The organism is Streptomyces koelreuteriae (assembly GCF_018604545.1).
GTDB classification, from domain to species: domain Bacteria; phylum Actinomycetota; class Actinomycetes; order Streptomycetales; family Streptomycetaceae; genus Streptomyces; species Streptomyces koelreuteriae.
Window position 1 is genome coordinate 2,943,628 of sequence record NZ_CP075896.1, and the last position, 20,569, is coordinate 2,964,196.

A 20,569-nucleotide genomic window follows, 5' to 3' on the forward strand; every position below is an offset into this window, starting at 1 on the left:
TGGCCTTCCCCGGAGGGTTGGCTGTATGCCCCATGCACCTGCCCCTCCCGCGCTGCCCGATGCTCTCTTCGCCGGTGAGGGGGCGTCGTGCAGGGGGTGCTGAGCGGGTTCGCGGTCATCGCCGTGGTCATCGGGGTCGGCTACCTGATCGGCCGCCGGGGCTATCTGGGGGACGGGGGCCGCGAGGTCCTGACCAAGCTGGCCTTCCATGTGGCGTCCCCGGCGCTGCTCTTCACGACGCTCGCGCAGGCCGACCTGTCGGTGATCTTCTCCGACCGGCTGCTGGTCACGGCGATGAGCACGGCAGCGGCGGCGGGGGTCTTCGTGGCGGTGGGTGCGGTGCGCCGGTGGGGTGCGGGCCGGACGACGATCGGCGCGCTGTGCTCCAGCTACGTGAACTCGGGGAATCTCGGCATCCCGATCGCCGTGTACGTCCTCGGTGACGCGTCGCTGGTCGCGCCGGTGCTGCTGTTCCAGCTGGTCGCCGTCACACCGGTGGCGCTGACGGTCCTGGACCTGGCGACCGTCTCGGAGGAGGACAAGCGCCCCCTGTGGCAGAGCCTGCTCACCCCGCTCCGCAATCCGATCGCCCTGGGCTCCCTCGCCGGGGTGGCGGCGTCGGCGACCGGCCTCCATGTCCCGGGCCCGCTGATGGACCCCCTCACCCTGATCGGCAACATGTCGGTCCCGGCCGTCCTCCTCGCCTTCGGCATCTCCCTGCGCGGCAGCACACTCCCCCTGCGCGGCGCGGAACGGGCCCCCGTCCTCCTCGCCGTGGCCCTGAAGGCGATCGCCCAGCCCCTGATCGCCTGGGCCCTGGCGACGACCGTCTTCGGCCTCCACGGAGCGTCCCTGCTCGACGTGGTCGTCACCTCTGCCCTGCCTGCGGCACAGAACCTGTTCACGTACGCGAGTAGCTACCGAGTGGGCGAGGTGCTGGCGAGGGAGGCGATCCTGCTGTCGACGGTGCTGGCGGTGCCGGTGCTTGTGGTGGTGGCGGCGGTGCTGGGGTGAGTCAGTCGTGGGGGAACTCGGCGGTGTCGAGTTCTAGGGTGAAGGGCTCGGGCAGCGTGATGCGATCTCCGAATTTGCCCTCATCCAGAACCCGGTAGACCTTCCCCCGCGGTTCGCCGTAGAGCGTGATGACGGGCCCTCCGGGGGCCCAGCCGTCGATGAGCAGGTACAGCGGAACGCCGGCGTGGGCATAACCGGCGGCTTTCTTGATCCGATCGTGGGCCGCATTCCCCTTGGACGTGATCTCGACAATGAGTTCCGCGGCAGCCGCTGGGATGAAGTGGCCGCCCTCGTCACGCAGCACCTGCCTGGGGGCGACTGCGAGGTCAGGGATGTAGAGCCCGTCACGGGACGGGACCGCCGTGCCCAGGGTCTGGTAGATGCCCCAGTGCCTGGGGATGACCTCGTACAGGACTCGCTGGACCAGGTCAGCGATGTCGTTGTGGGCATTGGACGGCGGTGGTGCCACGGTGACGATCCCCTCGATGATCTCCACCTTGCAGCCCTCGGGCGCGTCCGTCTCCTGCCAGATCCGAACGAGGTCGTCCCACTCGTGGCCGTTGGCAGCCGAGTGGTCGACGGTGAGTGCGCTCATGGCGGTTCTCCAATCAGTGCGTCACCGATCCCAGCATGCCGAACGGGACCGGCGGAGGTCCACCGATCCCGTTCACCCGAAAGGAAAACCCCCAGGTCAGGCGATACGTTCCAGCACTACCGGCGACGCCGTGAAGTCCGTCCCCTGGGCCGCGATGTCGTAGGAGCCCTCCACCGCCTGGAGCGCGTACTCGAAACGCTCCGGGGTGTCGGTGTGCAGGGTCAGCAGGGGCTGGCCCTCCTTCACCGGGTCGCCCGGCTTGGCGTGGAGTTCGATGCCGGCGCCTGCCTGGACCGGGTCCTCCTTGCGGGCGCGGCCCGCGCCGAGGCGCCAGGCGGCGATGCCGATGTCGTAGGCGTCGAGGCGGGTCAGGGTGCCCGAGGCCGGGGCCTTGATCACGTGCTGTTCGCGGGCCACCGGGAGCGCCGCGTCCGGGTCGCCGCCCTGGGCCGCGATCATGCGGCGCCAGACGTCCATCGCGGAGCCGTCGGCCAGGGCCTTCGCCGGGTCGGCGTCCTTCACACCTGCGGCGTCCAGCATTTCGCGGGCCAGGGCGATGGTCAGTTCGACCACGTCCGCCGGGCCGCCGCCCGCCAGGACCTCCACCGACTCGCGGACCTCCAGGGCGTTGCCCGCGGTGAGGCCGAGCGGGGTCGACATGTCCGTGAGCAGGGCGACCGTACGCACCCCGTGGTCCGTGCCCAGGCCGACCATCGTGGAGGCCAGTTCGCGGGCGTCGTCCAGAGTCTTCATGAAGGCGCCCGTGCCTACCTTGACGTCCAGGACGAGCGAGCCCGTGCCCTCGGCGATCTTCTTCGACATGATCGAGGAGGCGATCAGGGGGATCGCCTCGACGGTGCCCGTGACGTCGCGCAGGGCGTAGAGCTTCTTGTCCGCGGGGGCCAGGCCGTCGCCCGCCGCGCAGATGACCGCGCCGGTGGTGTCCAGGACGTTCAGCATCCGCTCGTTGGAGAGCAGGGCCTGCCAGCCGGGGACGGACTCCAGCTTGTCCAGCGTGCCGCCGGTGTGGCCGAGGCCGCGGCCCGAGAGCTGCGGTACGGCGGCGCCGCACGCGGCGACCAGGGGGGCCAGCGGGAGCGTGATCTTGTCGCCGACGCCGCCCGTGGAGTGCTTGTCGGCCGTCGGGCGGGACAGGGACGAGAAGTCCATGCGCTCGCCGGAGGCGATCATCGCGGCGGTCCAGCGGGCGATCTCACGGCGGTTCATGCCGTTGAGCAGGATGGCCATCGCGAGGGCGGACATCTGCTCGTCGGCCACCTCCCCGCGGGTGTACGCGTCGATGACCCAGTCGATCTGCTCGTCACTGAGCTCGCCGCGGTCCCGCTTGGTGCGGATGACGGAGATGGCGTCCATGGCCATGGCTTGGGCTTCCTTCCGAGGATTTCCAGAAGCCGTACGGCCCCTCCTGAGCGACTGGCGACTCGGAGGGGCCGTACGGGAATGACTACTTGTCGAGGTGGCCGGGGCCGAAGGCCTGGGGCAGCATCGCCGACAGCGGCAGGATGCCCTCCGGGGTCTCCAGCAGCAGCTCCGGGCCGCCGAACTCGTGCAGCAACTGGCGGCAGCGGCCGCACGGTACGAGCGGGTCGCCGTCGCGGTCGACGCAGGTGAAGTGCGTCAGCCGGCCGCCGCCGGTGTTGTGCAGCTCCGACACCAGGCCGCACTCGGCGCACAGGCCGAGGCCGTACGAGGCGTTCTCGACGTTGCAGCCGGAGATGATCCGGCCGTCGTCGACCAGGGCGGCCACGCCCACCGGATAGCCGGAGTAGGGGGCGTACGCCCGGGACATGGCGTCCCGGGCCACCGCGCGCAGCTTCTCCCAGTCGACGGCCGGGCCGGCGTCGGTCACTTGCCCTGTCCCTTCCGGTACGGCATGCCGTCCGCCTTGGGCATCCTCAGACGCTGCGCGGACAGGGCGAGCACCACCAGGGTGATGACGTACGGCGTGGCGGAGACGACCTGGTTGGGGACCTCGTCGGTGGTCGCGTACCAGGCGAAGACCAGGCCGCCGACGACCAGGGTGATCGCGGCCTGGACGTACTTCTTGCGGACCACCAGCCAGATGGCGCCGATGAGCAGCAGGAGCGCGCCGAGCAGCAGCAGGGCGTGCACGTTGGCCGAGCCGCCGCGCAGGTTGAGGCTGTCGGTGTAGCCGAACAGGCCCGCGCCGAGGGCGAGTCCGCCGGGCATCCAGTTGCCGAAGATCATCGCGGCGAGGCCGATGTAGCCGCGGCCGCTGACCTGGCCCTCCAGGTAGAAGGGGTTGGCCACGATGGACAGGAAGGCGCCGCCGAGGCCGGCCAGACCGCCGGAGATGATCACGGCGATGTACTTGTACTTGTAGACGTTGACGCCGAGGGACTCGGCGGCGACCGGGTTCTCGCCGCAGGAGCGCAGCCGCAGGCCGAAGGCGGTGCGCCACAGGATCCACCAGGTGGCGGGGATCAGCGCGATGGCGATCAGGGTCAGCCAGGAGACGTTGGTGACCAGGCCGCCGAGCAGGCCGGCGATGTCCGAGATCAGGAACCAGCCGTGGGCGTTGAGGTCGCGCAGCGCGTCGGAGAGGCCCGGCACCGTGAAGTTGCCGAGGGATTCCACCGCCGGGGACTGCTTGGCGGAGCCGCCCGTGTGGCCCTCGAAGGCGAGGGGCGCGAGGTAGCGGGTGGCGCCCAGGGCGAGGATGTTGATGGCCACACCGGAGACGATGTGGTTGACGTTGAAGGTGACGGTGACGAAGGCGTGCAGCAGGCCGCCGATCGCGCCGCCCGCGATGCCCACCAGGACACCGGTCCACGGGCCCCACTGGAATCCGGCCCAGGCACCGAACCAGGTGCCGAGGATCATCATGCCCTCGAGGCCGATGTTGACGACACCCGCGCGCTCGGCCCACAGACCGCCGAGACCGGCGAGGCCGATCGGCACGGCGAGCTGGAGCGCGGTGGACATCTGGCTGACGTTGGTGATGCCGTCGGCGCCGGTGATGATGCGGACGATCGAGGTCAGCGCCAGACCGCCGGCGATGACCAGCAGCAGGACGGGCCACGACAGGCGGCGGCCGGTGGGCGCCGCGGGCTGCAGCGTGGGCTGGTTGAGGTCGGTCACGGTGGTCATCGGCCAGCCACCTCCTTCGTGGCGTTGTGGGTGGTGGTGCCGAGGACGTGACCGGCGGCCAGTTCGGCGCCGACCCGGCGCTGCTGGCGGCGCAGGCCCCATTCGCGGACGGCCTCGTAGGAGACGACGACCGAGAGGACGATCAGGCCCTGCATGATGACCGCGATCTCCTTGTCGTAGCCGTGGAAGTCCAGTTCGGGCGAGGCCTTGTCGAGCCAGGCCCACAGCAGGGCGGCGAAGGCGATGCCGACCGGGCTGTTGCGGCCGAGCAGGGCGATGCCGATGCCGAGGAAGCCGATTCCGGTGGGGAAGTTCAGGCTGTAGGTGTGGGTGTCGCCGAGCAGGATCGGCAGACCGGCCAGGCCCGCGAGGCCGCCGGAGAGCAGCATGGCGGTCAGCACCATGCGCTTGGGGTCGACGCCGCTGGCCGCGGCCGCGGTCGAGGAGGCGCCGGAGGCACGCAGGTCGAAGCCGAAGCGGGTGCGGTTCAGGACGACCCAGTAGCCGATGCCGAGCAGGACGGCGAGCAGGACCAGGCCGTAGATCTCGCCGGCCGCGCCCATCGAGATGCCGGGGATCCAGCCGGACTCGTGCATCTCGCCGGTGGTGTTGTTGTTGCCGACCTTGACGCCGAAGACGTCCGGCAGCCACAGGTAGGAGATCACCGAGGTGGCGATGGCGTTGAGCATGATCGTGGCGACGACCTCGCTGACGCCGCGGGTGACCTTGAGGACACCGGCGATACCGGCCCAGAAGGCGCCGGTGAGGACGGCCGTCAGGAGCAGCAGCGGCACCTGGATCGCGGCCGGCATGCTGGCGTGGGCGCCGACGATGGCGGCCATCATGGCGGCGAGCTGGTACTGGCCGTCGACGCCGATGTTGAACAGGTTCATCCGGAAGCCGATGGCCACCGCGAGCGCCGCGATGTAGTACATCGACGCCTGGTTGATGATCAGCACCTGGATGTCGGAGAAGCCGAGCTGCTCAAACATCAGGGCGAACGGCTCGATCGGGTTCTTGCCCGACGCGATCAGCACGATCGCGATCAGGACGAAGGCCACGGCGAGCGCGATGACCGGCCCGGCCACCGCGAGGAGCACGCGCTCCTTGTCGAACTTCTTCATCAGCGGGCCTCGTCTTCCCCAGACTCGGGAGACTTGCGGGTCTCGGGGGTCTCTTCGTGTTCCAGGTGGCCGGTCGCGGCGCCGGTCATCGCCGAGCCGAGTTCCTCGGGCGTGATGCCGGCCGGGTCGGCGTCGGCGACCAGCTTGCCGTTGTAGATCACGCGCAGGGTGTCGGACAGACCGATCAGCTCGTCGAGGTCGGCGGAGATCAGCAGCACGGCCAGGCCCTCGCGGCGGGCCTCGCGGATGAGGTCCCAGATGGCGGACTGGGCACCGACGTCCACGCCCCGGGTGGGGTGGGCGGCGATCAGGAAGCGCGGCTTGTGGCTCATCTCGCGGCCGACGATCAGCTTCTGCTGGTTGCCGCCGGACAGGGAGGCGGCGGTGACGTCGATGCCGGGGGTGCGGACGTCGTACTCCGTCACGATCCGGCGGGTGTCCTCCTGGGCGGCCTTCGGGTCCAGCCAGACGCCCTTGGCGAGGGGCTTCTCGGTGACATGGCCGAGGATGCGGTTCTCCCAGAGGGGTGCCTCCAGGAGCAGACCGTGGCGGTGGCGGTCCTCGGGGATGTAGCCGATGCCCTGCTCGCGGCGCCTGCGGGTGGGCCAGGCGGTGATCTCCTCGTCGGCGAGCCGGATCGTGCCGGAGTCGGCGTGCTTGAGGCCGATGAGCGCGTCCACCAGCTCGGTCTGGCCGTTGCCCTCGACGCCGGCGATGCCGAGGACTTCGCCCTCGTGGATGGTGAAGGTGATGTCGTCGAGGAGGGCCTTGCCGCCGGGGGCCTCCAGGCGGAGCTTGTCGACGGTGATGACCGGGCGGTCGGTGACCGTGGACTCGGCCGTCTCGGGCGTGGGCAGTTCGCTGCCCACCATCATCTCGGCGAGCTGACGCGGCGTCGTCTCGGCGGGGACGGCCGTACCGACGGTGGTGCCGCGGCGGATGACGGTGATCTCGTCGGCGACGGAGAGCACTTCGCCGAGCTTGTGCGAGATGAAGATGACCGACAGGCCCTCGGACTTCAGTTCGCGCAGGTTGGCGAAGAGGGCGTCGACCTCCTGCGGCACCAGGACGGCCGTGGGCTCGTCGAGGATCAGCGTGGTGGCGCCGCGGTAGAGGACCTTGAGGATCTCCACGCGCTGGCGGGCGGCGACGCCGAGCTCCTCGACCAGGAGGTCGGGCTTGACGTCGAGGCCGTAGCGCTCGGAGAGCTCCTTGATCTTGCGGCGGGCCTTGGCGCCGATGCCGTGGAGCTTCTCGCTGCCGAGCACCACGTTCTCGAGGACCGTGAGGTTGTCGGCGAGCATGAAGTGCTGGTGGACCATGCCGATGCCGCGGACGATGGCATCGGCCGGCGACGAGAAGGCGACCTGCTCGCCGCCCACGGCGATGGTGCCCTCGTCCGGCTTCTGCATGCCGTAGAGGATCTTCATCAGGGTCGACTTGCCGGCGCCGTTCTCACCGACCAGGGCGTGGACGGTGCCCTTGCGGACGCTGAGGTGGATGTCGTGGTTGGCCACGACGCCGGGGAAACGCTTGGTGATCCCGGCGAGTTCGACGGCGGTCACCGATTCGTTGACCGCCGCTCCGGCCGGAGGGCTGCTGGACGCGTTGATAACGCACTCTCCTGGGGACGGGGGTCGTCTACGCGCGTAGCGCCCCTACGGCATACAAAGGGGCCGGGCCCCCGCGCCAACGGGGCACGGAGAGCAGCCTCCCCGCGCCCCGTTGAGCGGACGCGACCCCCGGGGGTCACTGCCTGCTCGAGGCAGTAAGTCGTCAGCTGCTCTTGACCTTGATCTCGCCGCTGATGATCTTCTCCTTGGCCGTCTTGATGGCTTCCTGAAGCTCGGCGTCGTCCGCGAACTTCGGGTTGGAGTCCGAGAGGCTCACCTCGCCGGTCTTCAGATCGCCACGAACGATACCGGTCTCGGGCTTGCCGTCCTCGACCGACTTCGCGAGGTTGTACACCGCCTTGGCGACGTCCTTCATCGCCGAGGTCAGGATGAAGTCCTTGTACTTGGCGAGGGCGGCCTGCTCGTACTGGTCGGAGTCGACGCCGATCGCCCACACCTTCTTGGCGGCGGCGGCCTCGATGACGCCCTGACCGGACAGACCGGCGGCCGCGTAGACCACGTCGGCCTTCTTCTCGATCTGGCCCTCGGCGGCCGTCTTGCCCTTGTCGGGGCTGGCGAAGCCGCCCTCCTCGGCCGTCTGCGTCAGGTACTGGGAGAGCACCTTGACCTTCGGGTCGGTGTCCTTGACGCCCTGCGCGAAGCCCGCCTGGAACTTGTGGATCAGCGGGATGTCCACACCGCCCACGAAGCCGACGACCTTGGACTTGGTGCTCTTGGCGGCGGCGACACCGGCCAGGTAGGAGGCCTGCTCCTCGTTGAAGACCAGGTCGGCGACGTTCTTGCTGTTGATCGTGGCGTCGTCGACGATGCCGAAGGTGGTGTCCGGGAACTTCTCCGCGGCACCCTTGACGGCCGAGGCGTACGCGTAGCCGACGCCGATGACCGGGTTGTGACCCTGCTTCGCCAGCGAGACCAGACGCTGCTCCTTGTCGGCGTCGGTCTCGCCCTCGGTGGGCTCCACGTCGGCCGTCTTGTAGCCGAACTCCTTCTGCGCCTTCTCCAGACCCGCGTACGCGGCGTCGTTGAAGGACTGGTCGCCCTTGCCACCGACGTCGTACGCGATGGCGAGACCCTTGTTCCCCTTCGAGTCCGACGACCCGGCAGAGGTCGAGGTGCTGCCGCAGGCGGAGAGGGCGAGGGCCAGGGAGGCGGTCGCTGCGCCTGCGACCGTGATCCGGGAAATCCGGCGCATGTGTGGGTGCTCCTGTCGTACTGGCGGGCCCGGTGCGGCGAGGGTGCGTGCCGGGCGGCGTGGGGACGTGCTCTCACTACCCCGGGGTCGCCAAGCGCCGGAACGGTTCAGCGTCGACGCTGGCTTCGCCGCAGATTAACGCGCGTAGACCTGCCTGAAAACCCCTTCTGTCCACCTTGTTATCCGCCCGTGGCCAAGCCATCCCCGGGTCTCGGGTCGGGTGTCGCCGACCGCGAACGAGGGGTGGCGCAGGGTGATCCGGGTGGCTCGGGGCGATTCGCCCCGGGAACGCCACGGAGGGCGGGCACCCTGGGGTGCCCGCCCTCCGTGGCTGTCGCAGACCGGTACCGCTACTCGGTCTTGACCTTGATGGAGCCGTCGATGATGCCCTTCTTGGCCTTGTCCACGGCGTCCTTGAGCCCCGCGACCTGGCCGAACTCCGGGTTGGCCTCGGAGACTCCGACACCGTTGACCTTCAGGTCGAAGGTCTGGGTCCCGGACAGCGGCTTGCCGTCGTGGACCGACTTGGACAGCGCGTAGACCGCGCCGCCGACGTCCTTGAGGGCGGAGGTGAGGATGTACTGCTTGTACGCGGCGAGGGGTGCCTGCTTGTACTGGTCGGAGTCGACGCCGATCGCCCAGACCTTCGCCTTGGCGGCGGCCTCTATGACGCCCTGGCCCGAGAGACCGGCCGCCTGGTAGACGACGTCGGCCTTCTTCTCGATCTGGCCCTCGGCGGCGGCCTTGCCCTTGTCGGGGCTGGCGAAGCCGCCCTCCTCGGCCGTCTGCGTCAGGTACTGCGAGACGACCTTCACCTTGGGGTTGGTGTCCTGCACGCCCTGCTTGTAGCCGGCCTCGAACTTGTGGATCAGCGGGATGTCCACACCGCCGACGAAACCGACGGTGTTCGACTTGGTGACCTTGGCGGCGGCGACACCGGCGAGGTACGAGGCCTGCTCCTCGGCGAAGACGAGGGAGGCGACGTTCTTGCCCTCGACCACGGAGTCGACGATGCCGAAGGTGGTCTTCGGGTACTTGGCGGCCACGGCCTTCATCGCCGGGCCGTAGGCGAAGCCGACGCCGATGACCGGGTTGTAGCCCTGCTTGGCCAGCGAGGCCAGCCGCTGTTCCTTGTCGGCGTCGGTCTCGCCCTCGGTGGGCTCGATGTCGGCCGTCTTGTAGCCGTACTCGTCCTTGGCCTTCGTCAGGCCCGCGTAGGCGGCGTCGTTGAAGGACTGGTCACCCTTGCCGCCGATGTCGTAGGCGATGGCGAGACCCTTGTCTTCCTTCGTGTCGCTGCCACCGCTCTCACTGCTGGTGCTGCCACAGGCCGTGGCGGCGAGCCCGAGCGACGCGACCCCCACCGCGACACGGGTCAGTTTGGAAATCCGACGCATCTGAAGTTCCCCATTCTCCAAAGCCCCGCAGTGGGCGCTCAGTGCGGCGCACATTAACGCGCGTAGACACCCTTGGGAACGGTTCACCGTGGGGCCGTTATCCATTCGTGCCGATGGCCGGTTACGCCCTTGTGAACCACGGGAGCGAACGGGGTCGAAAAGTGCGGCCGGGGACATGGCGCGATCCTTTTCACCGCGCGCCGTCGCTCATCCCCGGCCGGATTCCTTTTCGCAGGTCAGGGGCCGCCCTAACGCAGGCCGTTCACCAGGGCCGCCGCCGTGAAGAGTTCCACGCCTACGGTGATCGCCGACTCGTCCACGTCGAAGTCGCCCTGGTGGAGGTCGCGGACGTGGCGTTCGCCCGGGGTGCGGACGCCGAGGCGCGCCATGGCGCCGGGGACGTGTTCCAGGTACCAGGAGAAGTCCTCGCCGCCGAGGCTCTGCTCGGTGCCCAGGACGGAGTCGACCCCGCGGCGGGCGATCATGGCGTCGCGCAGCAGCTCGGTCACGCCGGGTTCGTTGACGACGGGCGGTACGCCGCGCACGTAGTTGATCTCCGACTTGGCGCGGTGCAGATTGGCGATCTCGTCGATCGCCGCGACCACGACGTCGGGGGCCTGCCGCCAGGCCTCGATGTCGAGGCAGCGCACCGTGCCGGAGAGTTCGGCGTGCTGCGGGATCACGTTCGGCGCGTGGCCCGACTCGACGCGGCCCCAGGTGATGGCGAGTCCGCTGCGACTGTCGAAGCGGCGGCCGACCAGGGCGGGTACGTCGGTGACGACGCGGGCCGCCGCGGTGACCAGGTCGGTCGTGAGGTGGGGGCGTGCGGTGTGACCGCCCGGGCCGTCGAGGGAGATCTCCAGCCGGTCGCAGGCGGAGGTGATGGGACCCTCGCGGAGTCCGACGTACCCCGCGTCCACCCGGGGGTCGCAGTGCACGGCGATGATCGCGCCGACCCCCTCCAGCGCACCGCACTTGATGACATCGGCGGCGCCGCCGGGCAGGACCTCCTCGGCGGGCTGGAAGATCAGCCGGACGGGGCGGGGCAGCAGGCCCTGCTTGTGCAGTTCGGCGAGGACCAGGCCGGCGCCGAGGACGACGGTGGTGTGCACGTCGTGGCCGCAGGCGTGGGCGCGGTCGGGCACGGTCGAGCGGTACGGGCAGTCGGCCTTGGTGTCCGGGATGGGCAGGCCGTCGATGTCGGCCCGCAGCGCGAGCATGCTGGGGCCGCCGTCCCACTGCTCGCCCTCTACGCCGATGTCACAGACGAGTCCGGTTCCGACGGCGAGGACGCGCGGTTTGAGGCCGGCCCGCTCGAGCCGCTCCTTGATCGCGGCGGTCGTGCGGAACTCCTGGTTGCCCAGCTCCGGGTGCATGTGCATGTCGCGCCGGAACGCGATGAGCTCTGCGCGCAGGGCGTCGGGCAGTGCGCCGGGAAGTACGGCTTCGCCGGGAAGATCGACCTCGGACTCCAGTGACATCAATTGCTTCACCCTCTGAAGGGTAGGGCGCCAAGGCGGTCGGCTGACCCTCGATCAACAAATTTTCAACCCGTTAGGGGAAGAAAATATGACCGCCGGACGTATAGCTATCAAGTGAGATGGGTAAACTCGCCCGCCTTTTGGGCTGAGCCGGTCACCGCATCCCCGGAGTGTGACGTCGGACACACCTCGGTCGGGACTCCGGTACCCATCCATCCTCTCCACGGATACCACGCCCCGCGCGGGGAACACTGTCTTGTTCATCTCACTGCCACAGGGCCCCGATAGTGTGCGGCCCGTGCGCGCCGACAGCCCGGAGTTCCTCACAGCCACCCAGACCTCGTACGACGCCATCGCCGAGGCCTATGCCGCCGGGCTCCCCGACAGCCTGGCCGGGAGACCGCTGGAGCGGGCGCTGCTCACGGCCTTCGTGGACCTGGTCCGGGCGCCCGGCACGGCAGGAGCGCCCGGGGCGGCGGTGCGGCCCCCGGTCGCGGACATCGGCAGTGGCCCCGGGTACGTCGCGGCGCGGCTGCACGGGCTCGGGCTGCCGGTGTTCGGCATCGACGTCTCGCCCCGCATGGTGGCCCTGGCCCGTCGGGCGCACCCGGGGCTGCGGTTCCACGTCGGTTCGATGACGGCCCTCGACCTGCCGGACGAGACGCTCGGCGGGATCGTCGCGCTCTACTCGATCATCCATGTGCCGGACGATCATCTGCCCTCGGTCTTCGCCGAGTTCCACCGCGTGCTGCTGCCGGGCGCGCCGGTCCTGCTCGGCTTCCAGTCCGGCGCCGAGGACGGGCATCAGCGTCTCACCGAGCGCTTCGGCAGCCCGATCTCCCTCGACTACTACTGGCGCACCCCGGAGTCGGTCACGACCGCCCTCAGGGAGGCGGGCCTGCGCGTGCACGCCCGCGTGTTCCGGGAGCCGGAGGGCGAGGAGAAGCTGCCCCGCGCGTTTCTGCTGGCGTACAGGCCGGGCTCTGTGCGGGAGTGAGCCGGTCGGGGGCCGGGCCTGAGGGCACGCGGCTTCGCTTCGGCGTGCGCCGGTCCGCGTTGGCCGGGGCGTGGATCCGTACCGGTCGCGTACGGGCGTCAGCGCAGGCGGAGCGTGGGTGTGGCTCGGTCGGGCTCATCGAGGGGCTTCGGTGGGCGCCGTTCGGGGGAACGGTCGGCTCACTCGGAGCGTGAGCCTGCCTCGGCCAGGCCGGTGGAGCGGCTTCGGGCGGCGCCGATCGGCGGAACGGTCCGCCCACTCGGAGCGTGGGTCAGCCCTGGTCGGGGCGTGAACCCGCCGCAGGACCGGAGGCCCTCGCCGCCTGGCCCGCTCGGTCCCACAGGCCTCCCGTGTCAGACCGGAGGCCCTCGCCGCCCGGCCCTGCCGATCCCGCAGGCCTGGTCGGCAGACCGGGAACGCGAGGGCGCCTGGCTCCCCCGGCCTCCTGCCGTAGAGGCCCCGCACGGTCTCAGCCGGCCGCCACCGCGCCTGCGGCGTCCGCAGGGCCCGGGCCCGGCCTGCTTGCCGGGCCCACCGTGCCCGTGGGGCCGGACACGGTCGCCCTGGCTGTCGGGCCCGGGATACTGCCCGCGCCGGCCGAGCCGGTCATGGTCGCCGAACTCGTCGGGCCCGTGACACTGCCCGGGCCGGTCATCGTCGCCGGGCCCGGGATGCTTCCCGGGCTCGGCGGGCTCGGCGGGTTCTCCGAAGCCTCCTGGCCTCCGGAACCGCCCGGGGACAGCCGGTGTACGTCCCGTGCTGTTCCCGTCACGCCCGAGAGGAAGCCCTGGGCTCGGGGGGAGGCCGTTTCGGTCAGCCAGGTGGGGTCGATGTCGCAGACCGCTACGCGGACCTCGGTGCCGGAGAGGGCCAGGGGGAGGGTGTGGACGACGGTGGAGGGAAAGCTGAGGATCGTGCGGCCGATGGGGCCGCGGCGGGCGATCAGTTCCAGGGGGAGTTCGGGGCGGACGATCTCCAGGCCCGTCTCGAGCGCGAGGCGACGGAGCTTGGTCGGGCTCTCGCGGCGGTGGGCGAAGTAGCGGGTGGCGCCGTGGGCGGCGGCCAGGGCGCGGACGGCTTCCAGGTAGCGGTCGTCGTCGACGACGCCCGTCTCGACCAGGGACGTGCCCACCATGTCGGCGCCCTTGGTGATGCGCGGCGGGCCGAAGCGGGCCCGGGTCCAGGCGAAGTCGTTGGCGCTGATCGTGACGCCCTCGGGGGTCTCCTCCATCGGCATGGAGGAGAAGATCTCCACCCGGCGACTGCCCCCGGGGGTGAGGCGGCGGCGGGCCGAGGAGGACACCGGCGCGAAGATCAGGTCGCGGGGGCCGGGGCGGCCGCCCTTGCGGTGCCAGCGCACCAGTCGCTCGCCCCGGGCGAGCTGGCCCACGAACTCCATCGTCGCCGTACCGTCGTCGACGACGACCAGGTCACGGGCGCGGGTGATGGTCAGCAGGAGCTGAACGTAGCGGGAGAAGGGGTCCCCCAGGACGATCCGGCGGGCCTTGCGGAGTATGCCCGTCAGGCCGCCGATGGTCTGGAAGGGCGCCAGCGGGCCGCCGCGCGCCTCCTCCCAGCGGACCTCGTGCCCCTCGTCACGGGCCAGGTCGGACATCCGCCGCAACTGGCCGCGTGTCATCGGGTCGACGGGTGACAGCACCACGAGGGTGAGCCCCACGCCGGGCGCATGCGCGTGCGCCCACTCCAGCACGTTCAGCAGCTGTACCGGACTCTCGACGAACGCGAGAGTGTGGGGGCCGGCGTTCCCGGCGCGGGGGCTCATCGACGTACGACCGTCCCGTCGTAAGGGGGGTGTGGGGAGTTGTGCGCTCAGACGCCGACCGGCTCGCCCGCCGCGTCGGCGATCTCCGCCTCGGCGACCACACCGGCGACGCGGCGCAGCTTCTTCATCGGGGCCAGCTCGGAGTCGTAGACCTTCTTCACGCCGTCACCGAGGGAGGCCTCGATGGTGCGGATGTCGCGGACGAGGCGCGTGAGGCCCTGCGGCTCCACGGACGCGGCCTGGTCCGAGCCCCACATGGCGCGGTCGAGGGTGATGTGACGCTCGACGAAGGTGGCGCCCAGGGCGACCGCGGCGAGGGTGGTCTGCAGACCGGTCTCGTGGCCGGAGTAGCCGATCGGGACGTTCGGGTACTCCTGCTGCAGGGTGTTGATGACGCGGAGGTTGAGCTCCTCGGCCTGCGCCGGGTAGGTCGAGGTGGCGTGGCACATGAGGATGTTCTCGCTGCCCAGGACCTCGACCGCGTGGCGGATCTGCTTCGGGGTGGACATGCCCGTGGAGAGGATGACCGTACGGCCGGTGGCGCGCAGGGCGCGCAGCAGCTCGTCGTCGGTGAGGGAGGCCGAGGCGACCTTGTGGGCGGGGACGTCGAACTTCTCCAGGAAGGCGACGGCCTCGGTGTCCCACGGGGAGGCGAACCAGTCGATGCCGCGCTTCTTGCAGTAGGCGTCGATCTGGCCGTACTCGTCCTCGCCGAACTCGACGCGGTGGCGGTAGTCGATGTAGGTCATCCGGCCCCAGGGGGTGTCGCGCTCGATGTCCCACTGGTCGCGCGGGGTGCAGATCTCCGGCGTGCGCTTCTGGAACTTGACCGCGTCGCAGCCGGCCTCGGCGGCGGCGTCGATCAGCTTGAACGCGTTCTCGATGTCGCCGTTGTGGTTGATGCCGATCTCGCCGGTGACGTAGACGGGGCGGCCCGGGCCGGCCTCGCGAGTACCGAACTTGCGGATGCGGGAGTTGTTGCTCATGGCGCAGATGTCCTTACTTGGTGAGGGAATCGAGAGAGGGGCCGAGGATCCAGCTGGCGATCTCTCGGATCGCGCCGTCGCCACCGGGGACGGTGGTGACCGCGCGTGCGGCGCCGCGCACGACGTCGTGGGCGCTCGCGACCGCCACGGGCCAGCCCGCGAGGGCGAAGCACGGGAGGTCATTGACGTCGTTGCCGACGTAGAGCACGCGCTCCGGCGCGATGCCCTGCTCCTCGCACCACTGCTTCAGTGCGAGGTCCTTGCGGTCGATGCCGTGCAGCACCGGGAGCTTGAGCTTCCGGGCCCGGGCGGCGACCACAGGGTTCTGTTCCGTGGACAGGATCAGCATCTTCAGGCCGCTCCTGCGGAGGGCCGCGATGCCGAGTCCGTCTCCGCGGTGCACGGAGACGAACTCCCGTCCGTCGGAGTCGACGAGCACCCGGTCGTCGGTCTGGGTGCCGTCGAAGTCGAGGACGACCGCGTCGATGTCGTCGGCGGTCGGGAGCGCGCCGGGCCGGTCCGCGTCGAAGAGCGGGGCGAGGGCCCGGGCGCGGGCGAGGTCGTGCGGGTCGTCGATCTCCAGCACGCGCGCGGGGTCGGTGCGCACCAGTTCGGTGCGGCCGAAGAAGCGGTGCTGGTGCTTGCGGAAGCCGACCGCCTCCATGCCGTAGGCGGCGCCGGTCTCCAGCAGGTCCTGGGGGCGGTCCTGGCGGCGCGGGCGGAAGGACTTGTCGTGGTTGACGCCGTAGCCGCCGCCGGTGGCCGCGTCGGCCTCCGTGACGGTGCCGGCCGCCACCTCGTCGTCCGCGTCGCGCCATACGAAGCCGTGGAACGGTGCCACGGTGAGGGCCGTGTCGGCGCCGTTCTCGACGATGGCCTCGGCGACGCCGTCGACGTCCTCGCGGGTGATGAACGGGCTGGTGCACTGCACCAGCAGCACCACGTCCACGACCGCGCCGTGCAGGGCCTCGTGGGCGTCCACGGCGTGCAGGACGGCGGCCTCGGAGGTGGCGGTGTCGCCGGCGATGGCGGCGGGCCGCAGCACGACCTCGGCACCCGCCTCGCGGGCGGCGGCCGCGATGGCCTGGTCGTCGGTGGAGACCACGACGTCCGTCACCAGCCGGGCGGCGCGGCACTCGCGCACCGCACGCGCCACCAGCGGGACGCCGCCGACGGGCAGGAGGTTCTTCGCGGGCACGCCCTTGGAGCCGCCGCGCGCGGGGATCACCGCGAGCACGCGGCGCACCGAGGCGCCTTGGCCCGCTTCCGGTTGTGACATGGGGACTACTCCTTGGGCAGGGGACTCGGGGCGGCTCACAGCTCGCCCATCCGCCGGATGACGGGCGCCACGCGCTGCACGCCGTGCCGGTAGGCGCCGCGCGCCGCCCGGCGCACGATCTGCCGGACCGCTCCGGGGTCCTTGTCGGCGGCGGGCGCGCCGGGCAGCGGGGTGCCGTCCGGGCCGAGGTGGTGGCGGGCGAGGATCCCGGGCAGATAGCCGGGCGCGGTGACGGGTGTGTAGTACGGGGCCAGCGGGGGCAGGCCGCCGGGCCGGCCGAGGAGCTTGGCGATGCGTTCGCGGGCCGCGTCGAAGGCGGACTCGTACGAGCCGTCCGCTGCGACGCCCTGCCGGGCGACCCACTCCTCGTCGGGCGTGGGCCGGTGCCCGGCGTCCAGCTGGTCCCAGGAGGCGAGGCAGCCGGAGCCCACGAAGTGGTGGTTGCCGAGCGACTCGCGGATGCCGAGGTCGGTCAGGACGACGGTCGGGACGCGGCGGTGCAGCGACTCCAGGGCGGCCGTGGAGCTGACCGTGACCAGCAGGTCGGTGCGGTCGAGGACCTCGCCCATGTTTCCGTAGACGAGGCGGAAGTTGTCCGGCGGATCGAGGCGCTGCACCAGCTTCTGGTACGGCAGTTCCTCGATGTGGGTGGTGTGCTCGCCCGGCTTGGAGCGCAGCTTCAGCAGCACCTCGCGCTCGGGGTGCCGGCGGGCGTGCTGCACCAGGCGGCTCAGCAGGTACGTACGGTCCTTGCGGCTGTCCGGGACGGAGGGCTGGGCGGCGAAGACGACCGTGTAGGGCTCGTGCTCACCTTCGTAGGCCGCACCGCCGAGGAAGGGCAGGGCCACCTCGGTCACGGCCGAGGCGTCGGCGCCGACCCCTTCGTAGACGGCCCGGAAGCGGTCCGCGTCCTGTCGGGAGTTGGCGAGGACGAGGTCCGCGCCGTGCCGCAGCAGCAGGCCGTCGGCGAGCTTCTCGTAGACGACACCGACGTAGCCGGTGACGACGACGGGCCGCTCGGTGCGGTCCTGCCAGACGCGCGCCAGGCCGTGCAGCATCGCCTGTACCCCGCCGCCGACGAGGGCCAGGACCAGGAGGTCGTACGACTCCTCCTCCATGGCGCGCAGGAACTCGACGGCGGTGACCTCCCGCAGCGAGTCGGCGCGCACGCCCACTTCCTCCAGCTGGCGCGGGGTGGGCGTCGCCCGGCCGCGCAGCAGGTAGCCGTCGAGGACCGGGCGGACTTGCGCGCCCTCGCGCGGTCCGGCTTCCATGGACGGGCCCGGGGCGATGCGGTCCGCGGTCAGCGCACCCCATTTCCATCGGGTGTCTGAGTCCGCGAGGACGGCGATTCGCGGGCGCTTCGGTGTACTTGCTGGCACGTCGATGACGCTAGGAAGCGAATCCGAGGTACGGCGGAACCGCGACTCAACGAAAAGTTAACAACACCCCACCGAGAGCCGAACTGGCCCGCTGGAAGGCCGGAAGTACACGTGGTGCACCGTTCTGACACATTGAGTTCACCCGGTGTACGTTCACCGGAAAGTTGCGCTGCCGGGCGGGCTCCTAACGTTTTGCAGGTGCCTAAGCTTTCCGTGATCGTGCCGTTCTACAACGTGCAGCAATATGCCCCGGACACCCTCAGAAGCCTTCGGTTGAACGCCGACCGTGATTTCGAGTTCATCCTGGTGGACGACCATTCGAAGGATGAAACCCCGGCCATTCTCGAGCGAGCGGCCGAGGAACTGTCGGACGTCGCCCAGGTGCGCTACATCCGCCATGAGGAGAACGGCGGGCTCGCCACCGCCCGGAACACCGGCCTGGACGCTGCCCAGGGCGAGTACCTGACGTTCCTGGACGGCGACGACTGGCTGGCCCCCGGCTACTTCACCGAACTGGTGTCCGCCATGGATGAGTTGGGATGCGACTTCGTGCGCACCGACCATGTGCAGGCCACCGCGCGCGCCCGTTCCGTCAGCCGGGTGCCCGTCGGCCGCCGCTGGGAGGTGTTCAGCCCGCGCGACGCCATCCTGCCCGCCCACCGCTCGACGTCGGTGGACTACGCCTACGCCTGGGCCGGCGCCTACCACCGCCGCCTCCTCGACCAGGGCGTGCTCCACTTCACCCATGGTCTGCGCACGGCCGAGGACCGGCCGTGGATCTGGAAGCTGCACCGGGAGGCGGAGTCGTTCGCCGTGGTGAGCCTGCTCGGTGTGTTCTACCGGCGCGGGGTGGCCTCGTCGCTGACCCAGATCGGTGATGTCCGCCAGCTCGACTTCATCCGGGCCTTCGACCAGGTGATCGAGGAGACCGCCGCGGACCGGGAGGCGGACCGGCTGCTGCCCAAGGCGGTGCGGACCTACTGCGCGATCATCGCGCACCACCTCTCCAACGAAGACAGGTTCGAACCGGCCGTGGCGAGGCAGCTGCGGTCGATGAGCGCGGCGGCCATCAAGCGCATGCCGCAGGACGCGCTCGGTGACGCACTGGAGGCGATGGACATGGACCGCTCGTCCAGGCTGCGGCGCCTGCGGCGCCGGGCTACCACCACGGAGGCGGCCGCCTGATGCCCGGGACCACTCAGATCTTCTGCGCCTCGACGCTGTACGGCGTCGCCACCCTGGCCGCCGCGATCGACTCGGACCTCTTCGAGGAGCCGGACCGCCGGGTGCTGCTGGTGTTCAACAACTCCGCGACCCCGGAGACCACCCCGGCCCTGGACGAGATGCCGGGCTTCGCGCCGCTGCGCGAGCACTTCGACGAGGTGCTGTCCTGGAACGAGGCGATCCGCCCCTTCCACCCCGGGGCCTGGACGCCGCGCTCCGACGACATCCCGCTGTTCGAGCGGTATCTGCGGATGCTGTGGGGCCTCGGCGACGACCGCGTGAGCCTGGTGCTGGAGTCCATCCAGGTAGCGCCCGCGCTCACGGTGGCCCAGTTGTTCACCGACGCCCCCATCGACGTCTACGCCGACGGGCTGATGAGCTACGGCCCCACGCGCAACAAGCTGGACCCGCTGGTCGGCACGCGGGTGCGGCGGCTGCTGCACCTCGATCTGGTGCCGGGGCTCACGCCGATGCTGCTGACCGAGTTCGAGGTGCCGGCGCATCTGGTGCCGTCGCCCGCGTTCCTGAAGGTGCTGGGCGAGGTCACCGAGACCGTCCCCGAGCTGCCCGACGTGCCCGGTGACGCGGCACTGCTGCTCGGCCAGTACCTGTCGGCGCTGAACATCCTCTCCCCGGAGGAAGAGGAAGACCTGCATATGCGGATGATGCGCGGCGCGGTCGCCCAGGGGCACCGCACGGTCGTCTTCAAGCCGCACCCGACCGCGCCGGCCCGTTACAGCCGCGCCCTGGAGACCGAGGCCGAGAAGCTCGGCGTGGACCTCACCGTGCTGGACACGCCCGTCCTCGCCGAGGTGCTCTTCGACCGGGCCCGGCCCGCGCTGGTCGTCGGCTGCTTCTCGACGGCGCTGTTCACGGCCTCGGCGCTCTACGACCTGCCGGTCGCGCGCATCGGCACCGAGCTGCTGCTGGAGCGGCTGACGCCGTACCAGAACAGCAACCGGATCCCCACCACGCTCGCGGACGCGCTGCTGCCCGACCTGGACGGTGGCCAGGACGGCGACGTCCTGCCGGCCGAACGGCTGTCCGGTCTGGTCACCGCCGTCGGGTTCACCATGCAGCCGCAGATCTACCCGGAGCTGCGCCCGCAGGCGGAGCGGTTCCTCGCCCGGTATCTCGGTCCGCGCACCCGGCGCTACTTCAAGAAGCGCCGTCTCACCTCGCTCGGCCTGCCCGGCGGTATTCCGCAGCGGCTGGCATTCCTGCCGCGCAATTCCACCGCACGCCGGGTGGTCCGGCGGGCCAGGGCACTGCGCAAGGCGGTACGCCGCTGAAAACGTATGCCGAGCACCGCAAAGGCGTCGGTCCCCCACAGAGGCGGACCGGCGCCT

The 20,569-nt window shown here is 70.6% G+C and carries 16 protein-coding genes and 1 pseudogene; 4 read left to right on the top strand and 13 right to left on the bottom strand.

What is annotated here, in order from left to right:
• Nucleotides 1-87 precede the first annotated feature (87 nt).
• Nucleotides 88-1,014: an AEC family transporter gene (locus KJK29_RS12900; RefSeq protein ID WP_215119081.1), complete on the top strand. Its 927-nt coding sequence runs from the start codon at nt 88-90 to the stop codon at nt 1,012-1,014.
• 1 nt (nt 1,015) lies between these two features.
• On the opposite strand, the gene KJK29_RS12905 is transcribed toward KJK29_RS12900, so the two are convergent.
• From KJK29_RS12905 to KJK29_RS12945, 9 genes are all read right to left on the bottom strand, one after another.
• Nucleotides 1,016-1,609 (bottom strand): Uma2 family endonuclease, encoded by a 594-nt coding sequence (locus tag KJK29_RS12905; protein WP_215119085.1) that lies wholly within the window; start codon nt 1,607-1,609, stop codon nt 1,016-1,018.
• Nucleotides 1,610-1,705: 96 nt separating this feature from the next.
• Nucleotides 1,706-2,989, bottom strand: a complete 1,284-nt coding sequence (locus tag KJK29_RS12910) for a thymidine phosphorylase (protein WP_215119086.1) — start codon at nt 2,987-2,989, stop codon at nt 1,706-1,708.
• Between the two features lie 85 nt (nt 2,990-3,074).
• A complete protein-coding gene (locus tag KJK29_RS12915; RefSeq protein WP_215119087.1) occupies nt 3,075-3,479 on the bottom strand; it encodes a cytidine deaminase in 405 nt (134 codons plus the stop codon).
• Nucleotides 3,476-4,741 (bottom strand): ABC transporter permease, encoded by a 1,266-nt coding sequence (locus KJK29_RS12920; protein WP_215119088.1) that lies wholly within the window; start codon nt 4,739-4,741, stop codon nt 3,476-3,478. Before KJK29_RS12920 ends, KJK29_RS12915 begins: the two co-directional genes overlap by 4 nt.
• The gene (locus KJK29_RS12925; protein WP_215119089.1) at nt 4,738-5,865 is read right to left on the bottom strand and encodes an ABC transporter permease; all 1,128 of its coding nucleotides are present in this window, start codon (nt 5,863-5,865) and stop codon (nt 4,738-4,740) included. The genes KJK29_RS12920 and KJK29_RS12925 overlap by 4 nt, the downstream gene beginning before the upstream one ends.
• Nucleotides 5,865-7,430 (bottom strand): ABC transporter ATP-binding protein, encoded by a 1,566-nt coding sequence (locus tag KJK29_RS12930; protein WP_215119091.1) that lies wholly within the window; start codon nt 7,428-7,430, stop codon nt 5,865-5,867. Before KJK29_RS12930 ends, KJK29_RS12925 begins: the two co-directional genes overlap by 1 nt.
• Before the next feature lie 211 nt (nt 7,431-7,641).
• Complete coding sequence (locus KJK29_RS12935) at nt 7,642-8,691, bottom strand: BMP family lipoprotein (RefSeq protein WP_215119094.1); 1,050 nt, start codon at nt 8,689-8,691, stop codon at nt 7,642-7,644.
• Nucleotides 8,692-9,041: 350 nt separating this feature from the next.
• Complete coding sequence (locus KJK29_RS12940; RefSeq protein ID WP_215119095.1) at nt 9,042-10,088, bottom strand: BMP family lipoprotein; 1,047 nt, start codon at nt 10,086-10,088, stop codon at nt 9,042-9,044.
• A gap of 248 nt (nt 10,089-10,336) precedes the next feature.
• Nucleotides 10,337-11,569 (bottom strand): M20 family metallopeptidase, encoded by a 1,233-nt coding sequence (locus KJK29_RS12945; protein WP_215124251.1) that lies wholly within the window; start codon nt 11,567-11,569, stop codon nt 10,337-10,339.
• Nucleotides 11,570-11,867: 298 nt separating this feature from the next.
• On the opposite strand from KJK29_RS12945, the gene KJK29_RS12950 reads away from it, so the two are divergent.
• Nucleotides 11,868-12,566: a class I SAM-dependent DNA methyltransferase gene (locus KJK29_RS12950; protein ID WP_215119097.1), complete on the top strand. Its 699-nt coding sequence runs from the start codon at nt 11,868-11,870 to the stop codon at nt 12,564-12,566.
• Nucleotides 12,567-13,302: 736 nt separating this feature from the next.
• Here KJK29_RS12950 and KJK29_RS12955 read toward each other — a convergent pair.
• The 4 genes and pseudogenes from KJK29_RS12955 to KJK29_RS12970 all read right to left on the bottom strand — a co-directional run.
• Nucleotides 13,303-14,349: pseudogene (locus tag KJK29_RS12955) on the bottom strand (hypothetical protein); the annotation flags it as partial.
• A 47-nt stretch (nt 14,350-14,396) separates the two neighbouring features.
• Complete coding sequence (locus KJK29_RS12960; protein WP_215119101.1) at nt 14,397-15,335, bottom strand: N-acetylneuraminate synthase family protein; 939 nt, start codon at nt 15,333-15,335, stop codon at nt 14,397-14,399.
• A 13-nt stretch (nt 15,336-15,348) separates the two neighbouring features.
• Entirely contained in the window at nt 15,349-16,614 is a 1,266-nt protein-coding gene (locus KJK29_RS12965; RefSeq protein WP_215119103.1) for an N-acylneuraminate cytidylyltransferase, read from the bottom strand.
• A gap of 35 nt (nt 16,615-16,649) precedes the next feature.
• Nucleotides 16,650-17,996, bottom strand: coding sequence for a DUF6716 putative glycosyltransferase (locus KJK29_RS12970; protein ID WP_215119105.1), 1,347 nt, complete (start codon nt 17,994-17,996; stop codon nt 16,650-16,652).
• A gap of 198 nt (nt 17,997-18,194) precedes the next feature.
• On the opposite strand from KJK29_RS12970, the gene KJK29_RS12975 reads away from it, so the two are divergent.
• Together KJK29_RS12975 and KJK29_RS12980 are read left to right on the top strand one after the other, a co-directional pair.
• Nucleotides 18,195-19,181 (top strand): glycosyltransferase family 2 protein, encoded by a 987-nt coding sequence (locus KJK29_RS12975; protein WP_215119107.1) that lies wholly within the window; start codon nt 18,195-18,197, stop codon nt 19,179-19,181.
• Nucleotides 19,181-20,512 (top strand): alpha-2,8-polysialyltransferase family protein, encoded by a 1,332-nt coding sequence (locus KJK29_RS12980; protein ID WP_215119108.1) that lies wholly within the window; start codon nt 19,181-19,183, stop codon nt 20,510-20,512. The genes KJK29_RS12975 and KJK29_RS12980 overlap by 1 nt, the downstream gene beginning before the upstream one ends.
• The last annotated feature ends 57 nt before the right edge of the window (nt 20,513-20,569 follow it).

Bases quoted from the DNA above. Each gene is read 5' to 3' on its own strand.
- KJK29_RS12945 (WP_215124251.1), bottom strand. From the start codon at position 11,569: ATGTCACTGGAGTCCGAGGTCGATCTTCCCGGCGAAGCCGTACTTCCC.
- KJK29_RS12925 (WP_215119089.1), bottom strand. From the start codon at position 5,865: ATGAAGAAGTTCGACAAGGAGCGCGTGCTCCTCGCGGTGGCCGGGCCG.
- KJK29_RS12980 (WP_215119108.1), top strand. From the start codon at position 19,181: ATGCCCGGGACCACTCAGATCTTCTGCGCCTCGACGCTGTACGGCGTC.
- KJK29_RS12905 (WP_215119085.1), bottom strand. From the start codon at position 1,609: ATGAGCGCACTCACCGTCGACCACTCGGCTGCCAACGGCCACGAGTGG.
- KJK29_RS12910 (WP_215119086.1), bottom strand. From the start codon at position 2,989: ATGGCCATGGACGCCATCTCCGTCATCCGCACCAAGCGGGACCGCGGC.
- KJK29_RS12960 (WP_215119101.1), bottom strand. From the start codon at position 15,335: ATGAGCAACAACTCCCGCATCCGCAAGTTCGGTACTCGCGAGGCCGGC.
- KJK29_RS12940 (WP_215119095.1), bottom strand. From the start codon at position 10,088: ATGCGTCGGATTTCCAAACTGACCCGTGTCGCGGTGGGGGTCGCGTCG.
- KJK29_RS12920 (WP_215119088.1), bottom strand. From the start codon at position 4,741: ATGACCACCGTGACCGACCTCAACCAGCCCACGCTGCAGCCCGCGGCG.
- KJK29_RS12935 (WP_215119094.1), bottom strand. From the start codon at position 8,691: ATGCGCCGGATTTCCCGGATCACGGTCGCAGGCGCAGCGACCGCCTCC.
- KJK29_RS12965 (WP_215119103.1), bottom strand. From the start codon at position 16,614: ATGTCACAACCGGAAGCGGGCCAAGGCGCCTCGGTGCGCCGCGTGCTC.